We start from the raw sequence: 18,595 nt of genomic DNA on the forward strand, positions 1-18,595 counted from the left end.
CGCTGCGAGGGGTTGATTTGTTTTGCGTGGGATTACGGGTTAGTGCTTGTTCAGATGCTTGTCAAGCAGCTTCAGCTCTTTTGCTTGCATAATTGCTTTCGTTCGGCGGTTTACCTTGAGTTTGGCGAATATATGCTTCACATGCACTTTGACCGTGCCGGCCGCAATGACGAGCCGCTCGGCTATTTCTTTGTTGGAGAGCCCTGCAGCAAGCAGCGCCAGCACCTCTAGCTCGCGCTCGGTCAATGGCTCCTCTATCGCTTCAGCTTGCTCCGACGTTACTTCTACATCGCTATTCACGGCGGAAGCTTCCTCTTCCGATGATTGACGCAACACGCACATCATCAGCGCTTGCGAGGCCATTGCGAGCAGCACGCCGGTTTGTGCCGCATCGAGTACGCCGGTCGCGAGGCGATTCTCAAGGAAGAGCACGCCGAGCAGCGTACCGTGAATCTTGACGGGCAAGCAAAGCATGGACTGCGGGCGATGCAGCGCCATGTATGGGTTGCGAGTGACCCAACTGTCTGGCTCGCCGTTATACGTAACGGTCTCTTGCGTCCGGTAGACGTAGCGGACAATGCCCTCAGGCAGCAGCGGGCTGCCTTGCAGCTCGCGTTCGGCAGCGACAGCAGCTTCATTCGGCTCAGCGTAGACTTGGATACGCAAATCGCCGTCGTTCGTTGACAGCAAAGCACCTGTGCCGGCGCCGGCATAGGTCATAATGACCGTTAGCAGCTCGGCAAGCATAGCATCGGCGCTATCGCGTCCGGTAATGACGCGAGTTGCTCGAAGGATGGCGGCTAGTTCGGCTTCAAGATCGGAGGCGGGACGTTCCGGCTTATTGGCAGCCGCCGCTTCGACGGGCGTTAATTGTGCGTCTCGCAGACTGTCATGGCCGGCTTGCAGCTTCTGCTCTTCCCGATTCCCGCTCCGTTTATTGGTGAGCTGTGCAATCTTCCTAGGCAGCTCCCATTCCGAATAACCTTCAAGCGCTATCCGATCGTAATGGCGAGCGGACGCGTCCCGTCCGCTACGCTCGTAAAACCTTCCGGCCAGCTCGCCGCCGAGCGCCTTAACGCGCAGATCGCCGTATTCGTAGGCTTCCCGAAGTGCCGTGTCGTATAGCCGTTCAGCGTCTTTAATTCGTCCTCGCGCTTCGGCATAGGTGGCATGCAGCAGTGTGCAACGCGCCCGGAAGTTGGTCTCGCTGCCGTCCGCGAATCGGCGGAATCGTCGCAGCAGCTTTTGGATGCGGGCAGCTTTGACGCGCTGCGGCGCTCGTCCGTCAGCTGTGCAGGAGCCAATCATGGAAAGCGCTTCGTAGAAGCAGCATTCCACCATATGGGGAAGATGGGTCGCATACGGCTCGTGTGGCCTCGCTTTGGCGCTCCATGCCTCGGCTTCCTCGTAGCGCCCTTCTAGGTAGAACAATTGCGCTTTGTAAGTGCTGTACTGGTAAAGCGTCGTTGCAGCTGTTTCTTCTTGTCCGATGCGGGCGAGAAACGCCTCTTCCGAAAACTGGCCATCGTTGAAGGAAACCGGCGATTCCGTTCTTCCCTGCAGCGCGGCGATCCATTGCTCATATAAAAAGAAGTTTTGCTGCACGAACTCGTCTTTTGTTGTCTCCAGCACGGTCAAGTACTCGGCGATGACGCGCGCCATTTCGCTAAGCGAGCTGCGCGTATACAGGGAATTGACGTGGCCGCCCATTGCGTAGCTGGCAAAAATATAATTACCGGCGTTCATGCCGTGACGCATCGCCTGCGGCAAGTAGTAGTCGGTTTCGCGGGCGTCTCCGGCAAAAATGCTGCTGACCGCGCTGTACATGGTGAACGCCATGCTGCTGACCGAAGCCATGCCGCTGCTTTCGGCGAGTTGGATGCCCAGCCCCCCGAGTCTCCTGGCTTGTTCATGATTGCGCCAGGCGGTTTCCGCAAGCATCCCGTAAGCAGAGAAGACGACCGCTGTGAGCGGCGATTGGCCTCCGCGCAGCGACAACCTTAGCGCTCGGCTCGTCAACATAAAGAAAATGCTTTTGTCCGTAAAAAAGCTGGATGGCACAATAGCCGCGATTTGTCCTAATGCAGCGGATAGCTGCGGATCGGTCATCTCAGGCAGTAGATGCGACCGTTTCCGTGAGCGCAACAGCAGCCAGTTTGTTTTCCACTTCTCGGTTAGAAGCCGCAGCGGTCCCGGGTCAGAAGACAGGCGAATACCCAATTCAGCTAAGCTATGCAGCCCAAGCGCCGTTCCTTCGGCATATTTACCTTGATTAATCAATTGCATAATGCGAATCATTCGAACGCGGCTGCGTTCAATCGGGTTGCGAGCCCGAGTAAGCAAACGTTCAATCCGTTGCAGCGAATCTTCCGACTGGCCGCACAAATAAGCGCATTCTGCCAAACGGGCGTGCAGCTCAAAGCATAATTCAAAGCGGTTGTTCCAATGCTGCTCCTTCAGTAACGAGCTTCCGTGAAAGAAATATCCGAGCGCGGCGTCATAGGCCGAAGAAGCCAATGCGTGATTACCAGCCTTTAAATTCAGTACCGCGAGCGACAGCCTCTCTTCGTCGCCGCGCAGCAGTTCCGCGCCGCGATTCATATGCAGCACCTGTTCGAACAGAAGGTCATTTCCGTCGCCTTCGTCTGCGCTGCTAGCGGAGAGAGCTCGTCCAATCGCTAAATGGAGCTCCTGACGCTTCGATTCATCAATACGGCCGTAAATCAACTTTTGGATGCTGTCATGGGCAAAGCGGGCGCTTCCATCGGACTGTGCTACAACCAGTCCTTCGACTTCCACCGCATGCCAAGCTGTCAAGCGGTCTTCTGCGGAGAGTCCGCATACTCGAGCGGCAAGCTCGTCAGTAAATATGAAGCCAATGCAGGATGCCGCCTCCGCCAGTGATAAGGCAGTTTGCGGAAGCAGTCTAAGGCGATACTCCAGAAGACCGCCGATCTCGAATTCCGCTTCATCAACAGGGATGGAGTCGAGCTGCCATTGCCACATATTTTTATCCAGCTGAAACTGTAACCGCCGTTCATCGCGCAACCGGAGCAGCAGTTGCTTGAAGTGAAACGGATTACCGCCGGTATGCGTGACAATCGCTGTGCTAAGGGGCTGCGTCTGTTGCTCATTCGCGCCGAGGGTATCTGCCGCCAGCCGGTTCAATGTTGCCATAGGCAGCGGGGAAAGACGGATTTGCTTTACGGCGGTTTGCTCCGATGCGCTTCCCTGATCGCTCAAGCCTGGGAGCTTAATCGAGGGGTCAAGATCGGGGCGATAGGAACCGACGAGCAGCAAGTATTGGCATTCCGGGTCGCGAATTAACGCATCGAGCAGCTGCAGAGAGGAGGCGTCCGCCCATTGCAGATCGTCAATAAACAGCACAAGGGGATGCTCTTTGGCTGCAAGCGCCTGCGCAAAGCGGCGGAACGCATAGAGAAACCGTTTGCGTGCCTCCGCCGTCGGCAGTTCCTCTTCGCTTCCTGCGACGGTTCCAAGCAACAGGCGAGCTTCGGGGATAAGGGCGGTAATGACGCCGGCAACACTGCCGATCGTAAGCGTCAGCTTAACGCGCAAAGCCTCAACGAAGGCTTCCGATTCGCCAAGCAGTCGGCGTATAAGACCGCGGAACGCTTTGACGATTGGCTCATAAGGAACGCCAGCCGCAAGCTGCTCGAATTTGCCCGAAATGAAATAGTAGGAATCGGCCAGCTTGCCGTCACGGAACGTTTCCTCAATGAGCCGTGTTTTTCCAATGCCAGCCTCTCCGCATACATACACCGCCTCGGACGAACCGAGGCAAACGGAACGGAACGCTTGCTCGAGCTGAACGGCTTCGGATTCCCGGCCGTAAAATCCGGGTGCTCCGTGCTGAGCGGGATTCGCCTGTTCACAACCTTCAAGCGCCACTAGCAGGCTTTCCGCTGAAACAAACCGGTTGTCAGGATTCTTATCCAGCAGCTTCAGCACCAGCTGATCCAGCGCCACCGGCAGCTCTGGAATACGACCGCGCAGGGAAAGAGGGCTTTGAGCCAGATGCATATACATCCACTCCAGCGGATCATCCGCAGTAAAAGGCGGCTCACCGGCAAGCATTTCATAGAAAATAACGCCTAACGAATACAGGGTGCTGCGCTCATCCTCCTGCCGCCTCATGCGGCCGGTTCGCTCAGGGGAGCAGTAAGGCCAGTCGGCTTCGCTCAGCGGACCGCTGCGTTCAGGCTGCAGAAGCCGGACTTCGCCGCTAGCGGCAATTGCAATCGTATTTGGCCGCAAATTGGGCAGCGGATAGCCTTGCTCGCTGCTTGCGGCAATCGCGGCAGCTATTGCACGCGCAAGCGGCAGAAACTGGTCCGGCGGCATCTTAGGACGTGTGATTAACCGTTCACTTAGCGTAATAAAAGGCGGATGAATGGGTGGGTTTGATCTGTTATGAGAAATAGGGGCATTCGACATCTATAAAACCATCCTTCGAGCAATCTAGGCCTATATTCGAAAAATGAGGGTTTGTGTTTGTGGGGTATGACTGAATATTCCTCATAAACTAGTTTATCGTCAGTGGTTAACTATGTAAATTGTCGATTTAAGGCGAGAGAATCGGGTCTAATGAAGGAGAAAATAATAGAACGCCAGCGTCAAGGACAAATCCCTGGCGTTGGCGTTCTATTATTTTCAATAAGAGCTTACTCACCGATGCTTAAGACGAAGGTGACAATCGTGACGATGATGGTCGCGAATAGCATGATAATAAAATACCATTTTGAAAACTTTCGTGTGAAGGTTGTTCCTTGCAGCCATGACCCTACGTAAACAACAATGGTGAAAATAATCATGGAGACCAAAGCAATTAATGCATTTTCCATCCGGTCGTCATTTCCTTCCTTCGCAGTGTCTTTGTTTTCCTATATTAAAGAAGAAAAGCACGCAGCTCTATACCTCCTTTGAGGTATATTTGCGCGAAAAATGCGGATTAAACGAAAAAATACCCCAAATGGGTAATAGTTTTCTACAGAGCGGTGCATTAATCTTGTTGAATTAGAAGCTATTGCAAGTGCAATGATTTTACAAACGAAAGGAATAATCGTATGCCAAAAAGAAGCCTATCATCCACTCTGGCAGCCGTTACGCTGCTGTTGCCGCTAATCGGTTCGCTTGCGACAGCCGCTATGGTAAATCCGGTTAGTGCCGCAGCTGCTGTTACAGGAGAAGTCATGACCGGCTTCCAGAATGAGACCAACGATGTTTATGACGGCTACGTCACTGAGTACACGTTCAGCTCGGGCGGTGTCGTACAGCAAAGCGCTGCTCCTCCGTCCGATGCCGATTGGATTACGCCTTCCAATATTAATGATATGGGTTGGGGCAATAGCTGGGACGAAGTGTTTACTTATAGCGATTTTGGCGAAATCGATGAGACAACCGACCCGATGAGTATTCCGCCAACGGCGGCTTGGGTAACGATTTCATCCTTTCAAGTCGCATCGGTACCTATTGGCGATACGGTCTATCATTATTCGGTTAACGGAACCGAAGTTCTAACCGCTACGAATGCGTTGGACATTCCGTCCAACGCGCTGTGGGCAACGATTGTTTCTTTTACCGACGGCTGGAATCAAATTAAAAACGAAACGTATACGACATACACGCTTGCGCGTACGATTCCGTCCGTTACTTTGTTGGGGCTCACATCCGCTAACGGCCAAGACGGTTATGTGAAGAACGGCAATACAGTGATTCTTACGCTGCATACGGATATTCCGATTGCGAGACCTGTTCTGGAGATGGCCGGCAATGATATGTTGGTAGCGGGAAGCGGCACGAGTTGGAACGCCGTCCTTACTATAACCACATCACAAGTTCCTGATGGAAATTTGTCAGTATCCGCTGCGTTTTATTCGGAGGAGGGGGTCCCGGGACAGGTTCAGTACGGAACGACGGACGGTTCATCCTTCATAGTTGACCAAACGGCGCCATCCCTTTCCCATTCGCTGTCTCCCGCGGATGCGACAAACGAGGATGTGATAGTGCAGGTTACAGCAAGCGATGCGGGAAGCGGTTTCGGTCTGATGAAGTGGGCACCTGGCACGCAAACGGGTTATTATGTCCTAACAGAAGGTACGGCGTTTACGGAAAGCTTTACAGCGACAGCTAACGGATCCTATACGGTATATGGGCAGGATAAGCTTGGCAACCCGGCTATCCTTTTTATAACCGTCTCAAACATTGACCGTACAAATCCGACCGTATCGCTTACGGCGAGTGCGACCGCACCGACGAACGCCGATATTGCAGTGACGGCGACGGCTGCCGATGATGTTGCCATAAACAAGCAGCTATGGGCTGCCTGCTTGCGGGATGCATCGTATTTTCAATCGGGGAACGGAACCTCGTTTACCGGTCAATTTTTTGCAACCGCTAGAGGCACTTATTCGGTGTATGTGGAAGATACGGCTGGCAATTATGCGCTAACGACCATTACCGTGTCGAATCTATTCAAGACGGAGCCTGAACTAACGCTGACGGCTTACCCGGAGAGGCCGACGAATGATACGGTATTGGTAGAAATTGAAGCACAGGCAGATGGGGAGGATGAAGGCAACGCGCTTGTTGCGCTCCTCTGGGCCGAGGGCGACCAGGAGATCGCGTATTTTACTGACGGCGGCGGTCAGGACGTTCTTGCCGATCGAGCATTCGAAGCGAGCGAGAATGGACAATATACGGTTTATGCACGAGATACGGTTGGCAATGAGAAGATATCTATTATAAATATAACCAATATCGACCTTACAGCGCCTTCGCTGACGCTGACGGCGGACGTTACCGCTSCGACTAACGATTACGTGACGATCAAAGTGACTGCCGAGGATTCTGACAGCGGCCTCCGTTATGTGCGATGGTCTGCAACGGAACCAGATTTTGATAGTCCGTGGCCTTCCAGCGAGGTCGAGGACGGCGAGTTTACCGTGGAATCGAATGGAACATACACGGTTATTGCTTTCGACAATGCACGCAATGAAACGCTTCGTCAGATTAGCGTAACGAACATAATGAACGACGTTCCTACGGTGCTGCTGCGTCCCGAGACGACCGCGCCTGTTGGCGATAAAGTTTCCGTAGCAGTGGAAGCCGCCGCCTTGGGCGCGGGCAATGCGATTGACGTTATTTTGTGGGCAGCGGGAGATCGGCCGACCGGCTTTTTCCGTGAAGGGTTAAGCGATGATATTACGGAAGAGATGCAGTTCGATGTGACGAAAAACGGAATATACACGGTTTACGTTCGCGATATTGCCGGCAACGAAGCTGTAGAGAAGATACGAATTGATAATATTCGGAGTGCGAATACAGCACCTGGAAGCGTGATTAATAATGTGTTTATTGCGGAATTGAACGGCAAGCTGACGACGGGACTGAATGAAACGGTTACAAGCAGCCCCGATGGTTGGATTAGGTATGATTTGAAGCTGGACGATGCAGCGGCAATCGCCGCTCTTGCACAGGCAAACGGTGAGAACGAGCTGCGCATTAAACCAAATGATTCTGCTCCACAGATCGATGCGGTTACTCTTACGTTGTCAGTAAAGGCGCAGTCCCAGCTCAAGGAGCGAGGTATTAGGCTTACTTTGGATACTGGCGACGCTATTTATGAAATGCCAGCCGGATTTTCGGCTAACGGGGGCGGTGAGCTAGTCGTGCAGCAAAAGGCGCTGCGCCAGCCAACCGATGCCAAACAGCTGCTTGCCGATGCAACCGTAATTCGCTCAATGGAGTGGCAGCTTAAGCAAGTGGGTGTACCTTTATCTTTTACAACTAACGCAGCAGGTACTGCTGCCAAGGATGTATTGGTTATTCCTTTGCCGGAAGGACTAGACGCCATAGCGTTGCGTAAGCTCGCCGTCTACTTGGAAAGCGGCAGCGATTCCAAAACAATCTCAGCGGGCACAATCCGTTACGATTCGCAAGGACGCGCAACAGGTATCGCGATTGACGCCAGCGCTTCAAGCCGCGTGATGGTGCTGCAAGCCGAGCCTGTAGCTGTCGCGCATGAACGCTACATTAACGGCTATGCCGACGGCAGCTTTGCTCCTTCGCGTGCTATAACGCGAGCGGAGTTAGCGGCTCTTCTCATGAAGCTGTCTACGACAGAAGCCGTTACTAAAAGCGGTGAAGATGCTATTGTGTACAGCGATGTGCCGCAATCGCACTGGGCGGCCGAGGCTATCGACTATGTGACTGCTGCCGGTTGGATGGGCGGGGGATCGGACGGCCTGTTCCGTCCGGGCGATCAGCTGACGCGTGCGGAACTGGCTAGCGTGCTTGTAAGGTGGCGCAAGGTGCAGCCGATCGGGGGCACCGACTTTGCAGACGCGGATTCCCACTGGGCTTCCGAGGCCATTGCTTCAGCCGAGCGGGAAGGGTGGTTAGTCGGTTATCCGGACGGCAGCTTCCGTCCTAATGCTAGCGTGACGCGTGCCGAGGCGGTTAAGGTACTGAACGGTGTGCTCGGTCGTCCATCGCTCGTGGAAGATGGTCTGGCTTGGTCCGACGTACCGGCCTCTCACTGGGCGGCTGACGCCATCCGCTCCGCTTCGCAATCGTTCGAGGCGCTACACTATCTCAGCGGCGAGACCCGGCTGATCATCGTCAAGTAAGAGTCGATTTAACTCTAAATAAACAAAAGAAACCGTTTCTCCGTAGAATGGAAGCTTAGCTTACCATTGACGAAAGGAACGGTTTCTTTGTATATAGACGTGTATGACTAATTTAACTCCACGATCTTGTTGATGTCCGTACCTTCCGTATTTTTGCCCATCAGCCTGCGGAACAGGAATTTCGCCATCTTGAACTTGTTGCCGGAATCCCAATATTCGGCTGTTTCTGCCTTCACTTTAATGAGAACGAGATTAGGATCGTCATAGGACGTTTCCAACAGCTCTTCGTACATCGGATTCCAGAACTGCTTCAGTTTTTCGGTGCTGTCCACCAACTCGGCTTCCCCGCGAATAGAAACAAAGGATTTGCCTGCATAAGCAACGTTGACTTGCCGTTTCTGGAGCAATTCGTGGAACTTCCCGCTGTCTTTCTTAGTCAGGAACCACAGGTCGCCGTCGAATTCGACGTCTTGGGTCTTCATGGGGCGCGAAACGAGTCCATCTTCCGATATCGTTGTCAGCATCGCAATTTTAATATCTTTGATTAGTTCGCGGACCTTTTCAATCGCTTCTTGGCTATCAGTCGTTACATTCGTCAATCCAATCACACTCTTTCTATTTTTTTCAATAGTATTCCACCTCTTTCTCCATTGCATGTATAAGAAGCTCAGGTCATGACTTTTATTACACGGGCAAATCCGAAATTTTCATAAACATTACTTGGCGATAAAGCAGCGATAATGATTGCGTGCTACTTTGGGGATAGAACCAAATATAGGTCTGAAAAAGGGAGTGAATGGATGAGGATTGCTGTTTTCTCAGACACGTTTGTCCCCCAGGTCAATGGCGTCGCGCTTACTTTAAAGCGCTGGACCGACTACCTGTCCATGCAGAGTGCCGATTGCAAGCTGTTCGTACCTACGGAGCCAGAGCCTGTCTATGAGGAGCTGGTGTGCCGGCTGGCCAGTATCCCTTTCTGGGCTTATCCGGAGCATCGATTCGTTATTCCCAATTTGCTGCGTATACGCAATGAACTTGCTGAGTTCAAACCGGACATTGTTCATATTGCCACCCCATTTAATGTAGGTCTGGCCGGAATGTATGCCGCTCAGAAGCTTCATATCCCCATCGTTGCCTCGTATCATACCCATTTCGACCAGTATCTAGAGTCTTATTGGTTTCCGTTCGCGAATTCCTGGTATTGGTCGTATATGAAATGGTTTCATCGTAATTGCCGCGCAATCTTCGCTCCTTCGCATGAGACGATTCATCTATTGCAATCCAAGGGACTGAATGAAGCCCAGTTATGGTCGCGGGGCGTTGACTGCGACAGATTCACGCCGGTGAAGCGTTCCGACCGTGTTCGTGAGCTTTACGGGATCGAGGAGCGATATCTCCTGCTATTCGTTGGGCGACTAGCTCCTGAGAAAGATTTGGATGTTTTGTTTCAATTAATGCATCGGCTACCGGACCGAATTCGTGGTCAAGTGCATTGGCTTATTGTTGGCGAGGGCCCAATGATGGAACAAGGTCGAAAGGAAGCTCCGCAGAATGTCACCTTTACCGGCTACCTGCGCGGGGAAGAACTTGCCGAATCTTATGCATCCTCCGATTTATTTGTATTTCCCTCTGCCACGGAAACCTTTGGCAACGTCGTATTGGAGGCAGCGGCCTCTGGTCTCCCTGCTATAGTAGCCGACAAGGGAGGCGTAACTGAAATTGTCCAGCATGGCAGGACCGGGTTACACGCTCAAGCGGGAGATGTAGAGAGCTTTCTTGCGGCATTGACCGACTGGTTCGACGAACCAGACAAATGGCAATCGTTTCGTGCGGAGGCGAGGGAGCTTGCTCAATCCCGCACTTGGGAGAAAGCAATGGAGTCGATATACACTCGCTGTCAGCAGATTGTGGAAGCGGAGCAGAATTCGGAGGAAGCCGGAAGCAGGCGCATACAGGGAGAGGGTGAATCGGCTTGAGAATAACAGTCATGGGTACAGGTTATGTCGGGTTGGTCACCGGGGCAGTCTTGGCTCGACTTGGACATCAAGTGGTGTGCGTAGATGTTAATAAAGATAAAATTAGGCTGCTCAAATCCGGCGGTATGCCGATCTGGGAGCCGGGGCTTGAGGACATGATCCGCGATGCGGAACTTGAGGGACTGCTGGATTATTCGATTGATGCAGCGGCCGCCGTATCTTGCAGCGATGTTGTCTTTGTGACCATCGGCACCCCTTCATCCGAGTCTGGTGAAGCGGATCTTTCCGCTTTATGGTCCGCTGTGTATGCAATAACACCGATGTTGCCCGATGACGGACTTTTAATCATCAAAAGTACGGTCCCTACAGGAACATGCGAACAAATCGAAGCTTATCTCCGCAAACGACTTCCCTCTTCCTCCCACATTGCTGTTGCCCATAATCCCGAGTTTTTACGACAAGGATCTGCTGTCCGGGATTTTCTTGCTCCGGATCGAATGGTTTTCGGCGCTTCCAGTCCAGAAACGCATACCCGGCTGGAAGAGATCTTTGCGCCAATTCAATCGCCTAAGATAAGATGCGGGTTAAGGGAAGCAGAGTTGATGAAGTGTGCTTCCAATGCTTTCTTGGCCATGAAAATATCGTATGCCAACATGATGTMTGATTTATGCGATGCGCTTGGCGTTTCTATAGATGCTGTTGCGGAAGGGATAGGTCTAGACCGCCGCATTGGTTCCGAGTTTCTGCGCGCCGGCGCCGGATATGGCGGTTCTTGCTTCCCCAAGGATCTTCGCGCGCTAATGGCGCTAGCTGCGCGAGAGCATTTGGATATGGAATTGCTGAAAGCAACCGAAGCAATCAACAGGCAGCGTGTTCAGGTCATTCGCAAAAAGCTGGAAAGCGTCTTTGGCGGAAATTTGAACGATAAGCATTTTACGATATACGGATTGGCCTTTAAGCCGAATACCGATGATACTCGTGAATCGCCCGTTCTTAAGATTTGTTCGATGCTGCAAGAAGCAGGTGGGCGTATAACAGCATATGACCCGGTTGTTAAGCGCTTGCCGGACCTGCAGGTTGATCTTGTCACGGATATGTATGCGGCAGCAGCCGGAAGCGATTGCGTGGTGATTGTAACCGATTGGGATCAGTTCCGCGACTTGGACTGGGGCAGATTGAGGCAGATGATGAGGTCGCCTTACATCTTGGACGCTAGAAATATGTTGGACACTATGGTCATGGCCGCAAATTGTGAGCGATATGGCATGCACTATATGTCTCTCGGACGTCCTTCGATAACACCGGATGTTCCATTAACGATAGGACTTAGCAGATCATATTGAAACCAATATGGGTGAAGAGGTGATTGATATGGACACCGCAAGCCATCTTCTTCTCGGCGTCACTTTAGGCGGATTGGCAATGGTTTTATCCGGTCCTGCAGTCGGTGATCATTCATCCGTTGCGTACGGATTATTCGCGGCAGCTATCATTGGCTCGAATGCTCCCGATTTCGACATTGCCATTCGTATACGCGGGTATGAATCCTATTTACAGCATCATCGGGGATTCAGCCACTCATTGCCGATGCTAGCGGGTTGGCCGATTATACTTACTCCTTTAATTGCGTATCTTTTTCATGCTTGGGATTATATGATACCGCTGTTCCTCTGGACAATGGCCGGTGTCGTGCTTCATGTTTTTCTCGATTTCTTCAATGCGTATGGCGTGCAATGTTTCCGACCGATCTCAAGGAAATGGTTTCACGGCGATGCCATCCCCATTTTTGACCCTGTCCTATTCGGACTTCATTTAGCAGGTTTGTTGTTATGGCTGTTTGGCGATATTTCAGCACAGTTTGTATTCCCTCTTTTATACGTTATCACCTTTCTCTTCATCGGATACCGCATTTCGATTCATCGTTTGATGCTGCATATTGTTCGAAGGCGCTATGGAGTCGAAGGGGATTCCTTCTTAATTCCCAAATGGTTGCCCCATAATTGGGGATACGTTCACGAAACGGAGCAGACCTATATTGCTGGATCGATCCGTGGCACTTTTCTAAGGGAAGAAACGATATTCCAAAAGGGAGAGCAGAACGATATCGTTCAAGCGGTTATGGGCAGTGACGGCGTCCGTAGCTTTCTTGCCTTTGCGCATCGCGTGCACATTTCTTGGCAAAAGGTTCAGAACGGTTACATGGTAGAGCTTCGGGACGTCCGTTTTCGGCATGGAGAGAAGCTTCCCTTTGGAGTGGATATTACGCTGGATGACCATTTGCAGGTGACCGGCAATACCTTTGGATGGAAAAAGAAGCTGTGGGAACCTCCATGTTCCTAAAGGTTCAATTTGCAATAAATCAGGGACACTCTACGGAGTGCCCCTGATTTATTGAGTCTTGAATGAATTAGAAACGACCGATCGCAACGATTACGGCTAAAGTAAAGAAAACGAAGTTCACGCCGATTTCACGATATTCCTTACGTGTAACATGGAGCAGGGCGCCAAAAAGAACGACTGCGGCAAGTGCGGTTGCGGCAATTGGCGTCCATACAGGTGCGATATTCAACGCTTGAGGCAGAATAATACCAATTGCTCCTATCAACTCCGCTAACCCGATAAACACGACGACCCCTTTGGATACGTCTTTTACCCAACCCCATGACGCTTTGGCTTTTTCATATTGAAACGCCTTCAACCATCCTGAGTAAATAAACGCTAATGCTGCAAGTCCTGAAACGATCCATAACGCGATATTCATGAATTTTGCCAACCTCCCGACTACTTATTCGCTATCCGTTAAAGGTATAATAGCGCTAGTCATCTATTCGAGGAAGTAGGCACTTTATCTAAACCTGGTATATAAAAAGTTACCTTAACCGAGCAAAGGGGAGTGAGGGAGTTCAATGAAAGAGTATTGTAAATTCGAATCGGCGCTGGATATTTTAATAGGAAAATGGAAGCCTGTCATTCTGCTTCAGCTTATTTCAAACGGTATAATGAGATTCAGCGAGCTTCAAAGAGCCATACCGGATATAAACAAAAAGATGCTTACCCAACAATTAAGAGAACTTGAGTACAACGATATCGTACATCGCGAGGTGTACAAGCAAATCCCTCCGAAAGTAGAATACTCGATATCGCAATACGGCAAAGGATTAAGCACGGTATTACAGGCGTTGAACGATTGGGGAGCCGCCCATATGGAGCATATGGATGGACTATACGGAGTAGACCGTACAGGGAATGAATCTGAGGAAAAATAGGATAAAACTAACGCTGCGACTTGTGTCGTCAAAAAAGTTCCATGCCATCACAAGGTCGCTAGGAAGCCACTACGTTCATGACTCGGCAGACGAACAGTCATTTCCCTTCCTAGCCGATAGGTGCGGTTATCGTGCCCGCTTTTTTCCACAGGCACAATCTCTAAATCCCTCCACTGGGGAAATTGATTATTTATTAATCGGCGTAACAGGTCGGTTGTAATCTCAATCATTTCCTTTCCTTCCTTCTGCATAGGGTCGGTAAATATAAGCCGAGGGATGGTGATCTCTATCCCATTATTTCGACTCTTGATGCACGCTTCCTGCTGTAGAAACGAACGCTGAACTGAAATCAGGGTAATGGCACCAGATTAAATGCCCTTTTTCATTTGGAATGTATAAAGCAGATCTGATTTCGACAAAATGAGGAAGGTGAATTCTTTCAAAATAGTTGATCGATTTCCCAACAATAGGTACAATTAACTAGGGTGGAAGATATGACGCTTTTGCCCTCATGTAAGGATGATCGATGTTGGAACAAGAGAAATCCATCCAATCCGAACTGGCCAACCACGTCGGTAAACTGCTTCGCGAGTCGTTCGGGAAGGGGCCGCAGGCGATCAATGTGAGCATTCGCAAGCCTTTTGTCGTATTCTACTTGCGGGGCTTATTATCGCCAACGGAAAAAATTCTTCTTGAGCAGGACCAAGTATATTCCATTCAGCATACAAGAGACCTGCTTATGAAGACGCTTATTCCTGAAATTAAAGCCTATACGTCATTGCTTACCGGCATCCATTTTCAGGAGTTTTATTACGATTGGGGATTACATAATTTATCGGGCGTATTCGTAGGCATTGAGTCGGATGAAGACAACATAGAAGCCATCAAACAAGAAGAGTATACCGGGAAGAAAGAGCTAGAGCTGGAAATCGATCAAATTAGCCATATGGTGCAAAAAACTCCGGAAAAAACGTATTCCTGCCTGCTTAATGACCGTACGCTGCTCGTGATCCGCAACGGTATTCTGATCAGCATCGAGAAAGAGCTGATCCGTCTCGGCAATGAGGGTCATTTAAAGCTGGCGAAGCGAAATTTGGAGAAAAGGCATTTGCATAACAGCATTCGCCTTGAGCCTATGCTAAATCGGAAAATAAACGATGTGTTTGTAGACTGGGACTTCCATTTGGATAAGAGCGTCATCGTTTTTGCGCTTAGTCCCATTTCATAAAGGGTATTAATGAGCCAGAGACAGCGCTGGACATAAGCCTAGATAGAAGCTTGCTTACGGGGGCTTTTATTTAGGTTTTTTTATTTCAATAACTAAGGGAGGTACAATAATTGTCCGAGTCAAATGAAACGAATGGCATAAGCGAGTCCGATCTTAGACTGGACCGGCTGGCTTCCGTCGGCCAAATCGCCGCAGGCATTGCCCATGAAGTGAAGAACCCGCTGACCGCGGTAAAAGGATTCCTCCAGCTGCTTAAGCATGAATCGCCGCATAAGTATTTGGATTTCGCCTATGTGGAGCTCGAGAATGCCATCTCCACCATGGAAAATTTATTGCATGTCTCCAAGCCGGATTTGGAGAACGAACCATACGACACTATTAATCTATGTTCCGAATTGGAGTCCCTCCTTTATCTTTTTCAAGAAAGATCGTACCAAATCGCTATACATAAGCAGTTTTTGGACACGGATGCGAGGGTTTACGGGAAAAGGAATCAGTTGAAAAAAGCGTTATTTAATTTGTTGAAAAATGCTTTCGAAGCGATTTCCGGCACAGGCACAATTACCGTCAAACATTATAAAGTTTCCGAGAACCATCTAATGATAACGGTTTCAGATACGGGCGTCGGAATCCCAAAGGAAAAAATAAGTTTGCTGGGAACCCCATTCTATACGTCCAAAGTGGAAGGCACCGGCATGGGATTAACTCAGGTGTTCACGACGATCTATGAGCATGGCGGGATCATTCGAGTCAAAAGCGAGGTTGGTGCGGGAACGGAATTTTCGATACAAATTCCGATACAGAATACGGCGATGCAACCAGGAGTGATTCCTTTGAATTTGAATTATGAAAATAATCAGAATTTTTCGGACTTTTATATGGCCAATCAAGACGATTTTTTCGAAATGCTTAAGCTCTTGGGTAAAGAACTGTTTGAAATGATTAAATCATCGGCAATCGATTCCGAATTTATCCTTGAGTCGGCGAACAGGATCGTGCTCCTGCTCAATGACCGGAATGAGCACGGCCTGATCGCGCATGCCAGGGAGCATGGGAGGAATTGGGCCAGACATCAACTGGATTTAATCATAAAGCTGGAATGGATCCAAATGCTGCGCGCGACCTACTGGAGTTTTCTCTTTCATTACTACGAGAACGTCGAATTAAGCCAGCGACAGTTTTTTGAATTGGAGCGGCAAATCAATTTTAATTTGGACACCTATCTGAAGCACTTCGCATCCAGCTATTCCATGTATAAAAACGAGGTTCTTCAGTCCCAGCGCGAGGTCATCGAGGAGCTGTCCGTTCCGGTTATCCCCTTGTTCGACCATATAGCGATACTTCCGATTGTCGGCAACATGGATTTGTTTCGCGCCAAAAAAATACAGGAACACGTATTCAACCGGATCTATCAGCTGAAGCTGAAACTAATTATTATCGACTTATCCGGTGTGGCCTATATGGATGCCGCGATTATGTCCCATCTAATCAATATCGTGAATGGAACTGCCATCCAGGGATGCAAAGCCATCATTACCGGCATACGTCCTGAAATCACGAATACGATGGTCGAATTAGGCATTGTGCTGCACGATAAGGTGGAAACAAGGGGATCCATGCAACAAGCCCTTGAGGAATATGCCAAATCTCACAGTCTTTAACCTTGCTAAATGGTCGTAATATTATTAAAATAGGTGTGGGTAACAGATATGACGCTCTTACCTTTATCCCTTCCAATACAATATCCAATAACCGTAATTACGATCAAAATTGGCCGTAATGAGCCAGAGTTAGCGCTGGACATAAGCCTGAATAAAAGTTGCCTAGCAACATTTATTTAGGCTTTTTTTGTTGCCGATAGATTTCGGGGTATAGACCCACGGTGAAACGTACGATCCTAATAATTAGGGTGAAGCTATGATGTGTTTACCTGGAGCAAGGATGAATGGAATTATTATGAATGAAAAATATTTTCAAAATGAAATAGCAAGCCATATGGGGAAAATGCTCCGGGATGCTTTTGGAAAAGGACCGCAAGCCATTTATGTGAGCGTTGAGCATCCATTTATTATCATTTATTTACGGAACTTCCTGACCCCAACGGAAAAAATACTTTTGAGCCAAGGACAAATTCATGTCATTGAGCATACAAGAGATGTTGTCATGGCGTCGCTTATTCCGGAAATAAAGGCTTATTTGCTGCTGCTGACCGGAATGGACAATTTGGAGTTCTATTATGATTGGGAATTACATAATCACTCGGGTATTTTGGTCGGATATCGATTTGACGGTTCTTCGTTTAAATTCGGATCACAGGGGAATTATGACGGGAAAGAGGAATTGCATAGCGAGATCGGTTGGATGAGTCATCGGATTCAAAAAAAACCGGATCAAATCGATTCCATCATCATCAATAAAAGAACGATTGTCGTTGTCCGCTCGGGTATTCTGATCGATCTTAGCAAAGAATTGATACGTCTTCGAGATGAGGAGCTTTTGAAGCAGGCGATCAAGAAACTCGAAAAAAAGTATTTGAGGGACAACAAGCATATGGAGCAAATACTAAATGTGAAAATTGTTGACGTGTTTGTCGACTGGGATTTAGAGCGGGATAGAAGCGTTATCGTGTTTATATTAAACCCGAGGGCATAATATCCCAAGCGTCTCGCACCGTAGTATAATCAATAAGGAAATATAGAATGGAGAGGAGCTGCTTACAATGGCGCATTCATTAAAGGGTAAAGTAGCAATTGTAACCGGTGCGGCAAGAGGTATCGGCAAAGCAACGGCGATTGCATTGGCACAAGAAGGAGTAAACGTCGGTCTAATTGCAAGAAATGAAACGGCTCTACAACAAGTTGCCGCTGAATTGGAAGGACTAGGCGTCAAAGCAGCCTATGCAACTGCTGATGTTTCATCGAAAGAACAAGTAGAAGCAGCGGTTGAAGGCATAAAAAATAATTTAGGTTACGCAGACATTTTGATCAATAATGCGGGAATTGCGACATTTGGTACGGTATTGGAGATGGACCCGGAAGAATGGAGACGTATAATTGATACGAATTTGCTCGGCACCTACTATGTAACGCGTGCGGTGCTGCCGCAATTAATCGAAAAAAATGGCGGAGATATTATCAATATTTCCTCAACTAGCGGATTAAGCGGAGCAGCCACTTCAAGCGCCTACAGCGCATCGAAGTTCGCGGTGATTGGTTTTACGGAATCGCTCGCGCAAGAAGTTCGTCGCAACAATATTCGCGTATCCGCTCTAAACCCAAGTACGGTTGCAACAGATCTGGCGCTGGACTTGAACCTGATTAAAGAAAACAATGATTCAAAGTTTATGCAGCCGGAAGATATTGCTGAATTCATCGTTAATCAGTTGAGGCTCAATCCGCGCATTTACGTGAAAACGGCAAGCTTTATCGCGACGAATCCGTATTAAGTATGTAGCATTATAGTAAAAATAGTCCC

Annotated in this window: 12 protein-coding genes; 9 read left to right on the forward strand and 3 right to left on the reverse strand. The window is 49.4% G+C overall.

Annotated elements, in window-relative coordinates:
• Positions 1-39: 39 nt before the first annotated feature.
• Complete coding sequence (locus AC1DF0_RS04315; protein WP_477573161.1) at positions 40-4,458, reverse strand: helix-turn-helix transcriptional regulator; 4,419 nt, start codon at positions 4,456-4,458, stop codon at positions 40-42.
• Positions 4,459-5,087: 629 nt separating this feature from the next.
• Between AC1DF0_RS04315 and AC1DF0_RS04320 the strand changes: the two genes are divergently transcribed.
• Entirely contained in the window at positions 5,088-8,651 is a 3,564-nt protein-coding gene (locus AC1DF0_RS04320; protein ID WP_477573162.1) for an S-layer homology domain-containing protein, read from the forward strand.
• 107 nt (positions 8,652-8,758) lie between these two features.
• On the opposite strand, the gene AC1DF0_RS04325 is transcribed toward AC1DF0_RS04320, so the two are convergent.
• Positions 8,759-9,250 carry a pyridoxamine 5'-phosphate oxidase family protein gene (locus AC1DF0_RS04325; protein WP_477573163.1) on the reverse strand — a complete coding sequence of 164 codons (492 nt, stop codon included), beginning with the start codon at positions 9,248-9,250 and terminating at the stop codon, positions 8,759-8,761.
• Between the two features lie 201 nt (positions 9,251-9,451).
• On the opposite strand from AC1DF0_RS04325, the gene AC1DF0_RS04330 reads away from it, so the two are divergent.
• The 3 genes from AC1DF0_RS04330 to AC1DF0_RS04340 are packed head-to-tail and all read left to right on the forward strand — an operon-like array spanning position 9,452 to position 12,967.
• On the forward strand, positions 9,452-10,627 hold the full coding sequence (locus tag AC1DF0_RS04330; RefSeq protein WP_477573164.1) for a glycosyltransferase family 4 protein: 1,176 nt from the start codon (positions 9,452-9,454) through the stop codon (positions 10,625-10,627).
• The gene (locus AC1DF0_RS04335) at positions 10,624-11,970 is read left to right on the forward strand and encodes a UDP-glucose dehydrogenase family protein (protein WP_477573165.1); all 1,347 of its coding nucleotides are present in this window, start codon (positions 10,624-10,626) and stop codon (positions 11,968-11,970) included. Before AC1DF0_RS04330 ends, AC1DF0_RS04335 begins: the two co-directional genes overlap by 4 nt.
• 28 nt (positions 11,971-11,998) lie before the next feature.
• Complete coding sequence (locus AC1DF0_RS04340) at positions 11,999-12,967, forward strand: metal-dependent hydrolase (RefSeq protein WP_477573166.1); 969 nt, start codon at positions 11,999-12,001, stop codon at positions 12,965-12,967.
• Positions 12,968-13,034: 67 nt separating this feature from the next.
• On the opposite strand, the gene AC1DF0_RS04345 is transcribed toward AC1DF0_RS04340, so the two are convergent.
• Entirely contained in the window at positions 13,035-13,388 is a 354-nt protein-coding gene (locus tag AC1DF0_RS04345) for a DoxX family protein (protein ID WP_477573167.1), read from the reverse strand.
• A gap of 145 nt (positions 13,389-13,533) precedes the next feature.
• Here AC1DF0_RS04345 and AC1DF0_RS04350 point away from each other — a divergent pair, with 145 nt between their 5' ends.
• The 5 genes from AC1DF0_RS04350 to AC1DF0_RS04370 all read left to right on the forward strand — a co-directional run bounded on the left by AC1DF0_RS04350 (position 13,534) and on the right by AC1DF0_RS04370 (position 18,566).
• Entirely contained in the window at positions 13,534-13,893 is a 360-nt protein-coding gene (locus AC1DF0_RS04350; protein ID WP_477573168.1) for a winged helix-turn-helix transcriptional regulator, read from the forward strand.
• A gap of 526 nt (positions 13,894-14,419) precedes the next feature.
• Complete coding sequence (locus tag AC1DF0_RS04355; RefSeq protein ID WP_477573169.1) at positions 14,420-15,121, forward strand: Na-translocating system protein MpsC family protein; 702 nt, start codon at positions 14,420-14,422, stop codon at positions 15,119-15,121.
• 110 nt (positions 15,122-15,231) lie between these two features.
• Positions 15,232-16,782: an ATP-binding protein gene (locus AC1DF0_RS04360; protein WP_477573170.1), complete on the forward strand. Its 1,551-nt coding sequence runs from the start codon at positions 15,232-15,234 to the stop codon at positions 16,780-16,782.
• Positions 16,783-17,077: 295 nt separating this feature from the next.
• Positions 17,078-17,773 (forward strand): Na-translocating system protein MpsC family protein, encoded by a 696-nt coding sequence (locus AC1DF0_RS04365; protein ID WP_477573171.1) that lies wholly within the window; start codon positions 17,078-17,080, stop codon positions 17,771-17,773.
• A 67-nt stretch (positions 17,774-17,840) separates the two neighbouring features.
• Positions 17,841-18,566, forward strand: coding sequence for a 3-ketoacyl-ACP reductase (locus AC1DF0_RS04370; protein ID WP_477573172.1), 726 nt, complete (start codon positions 17,841-17,843; stop codon positions 18,564-18,566).
• Positions 18,567-18,595 lie beyond the last annotated feature (29 nt).

The organism is Paenibacillus sp. 05T425, assembly GCF_056396205.1.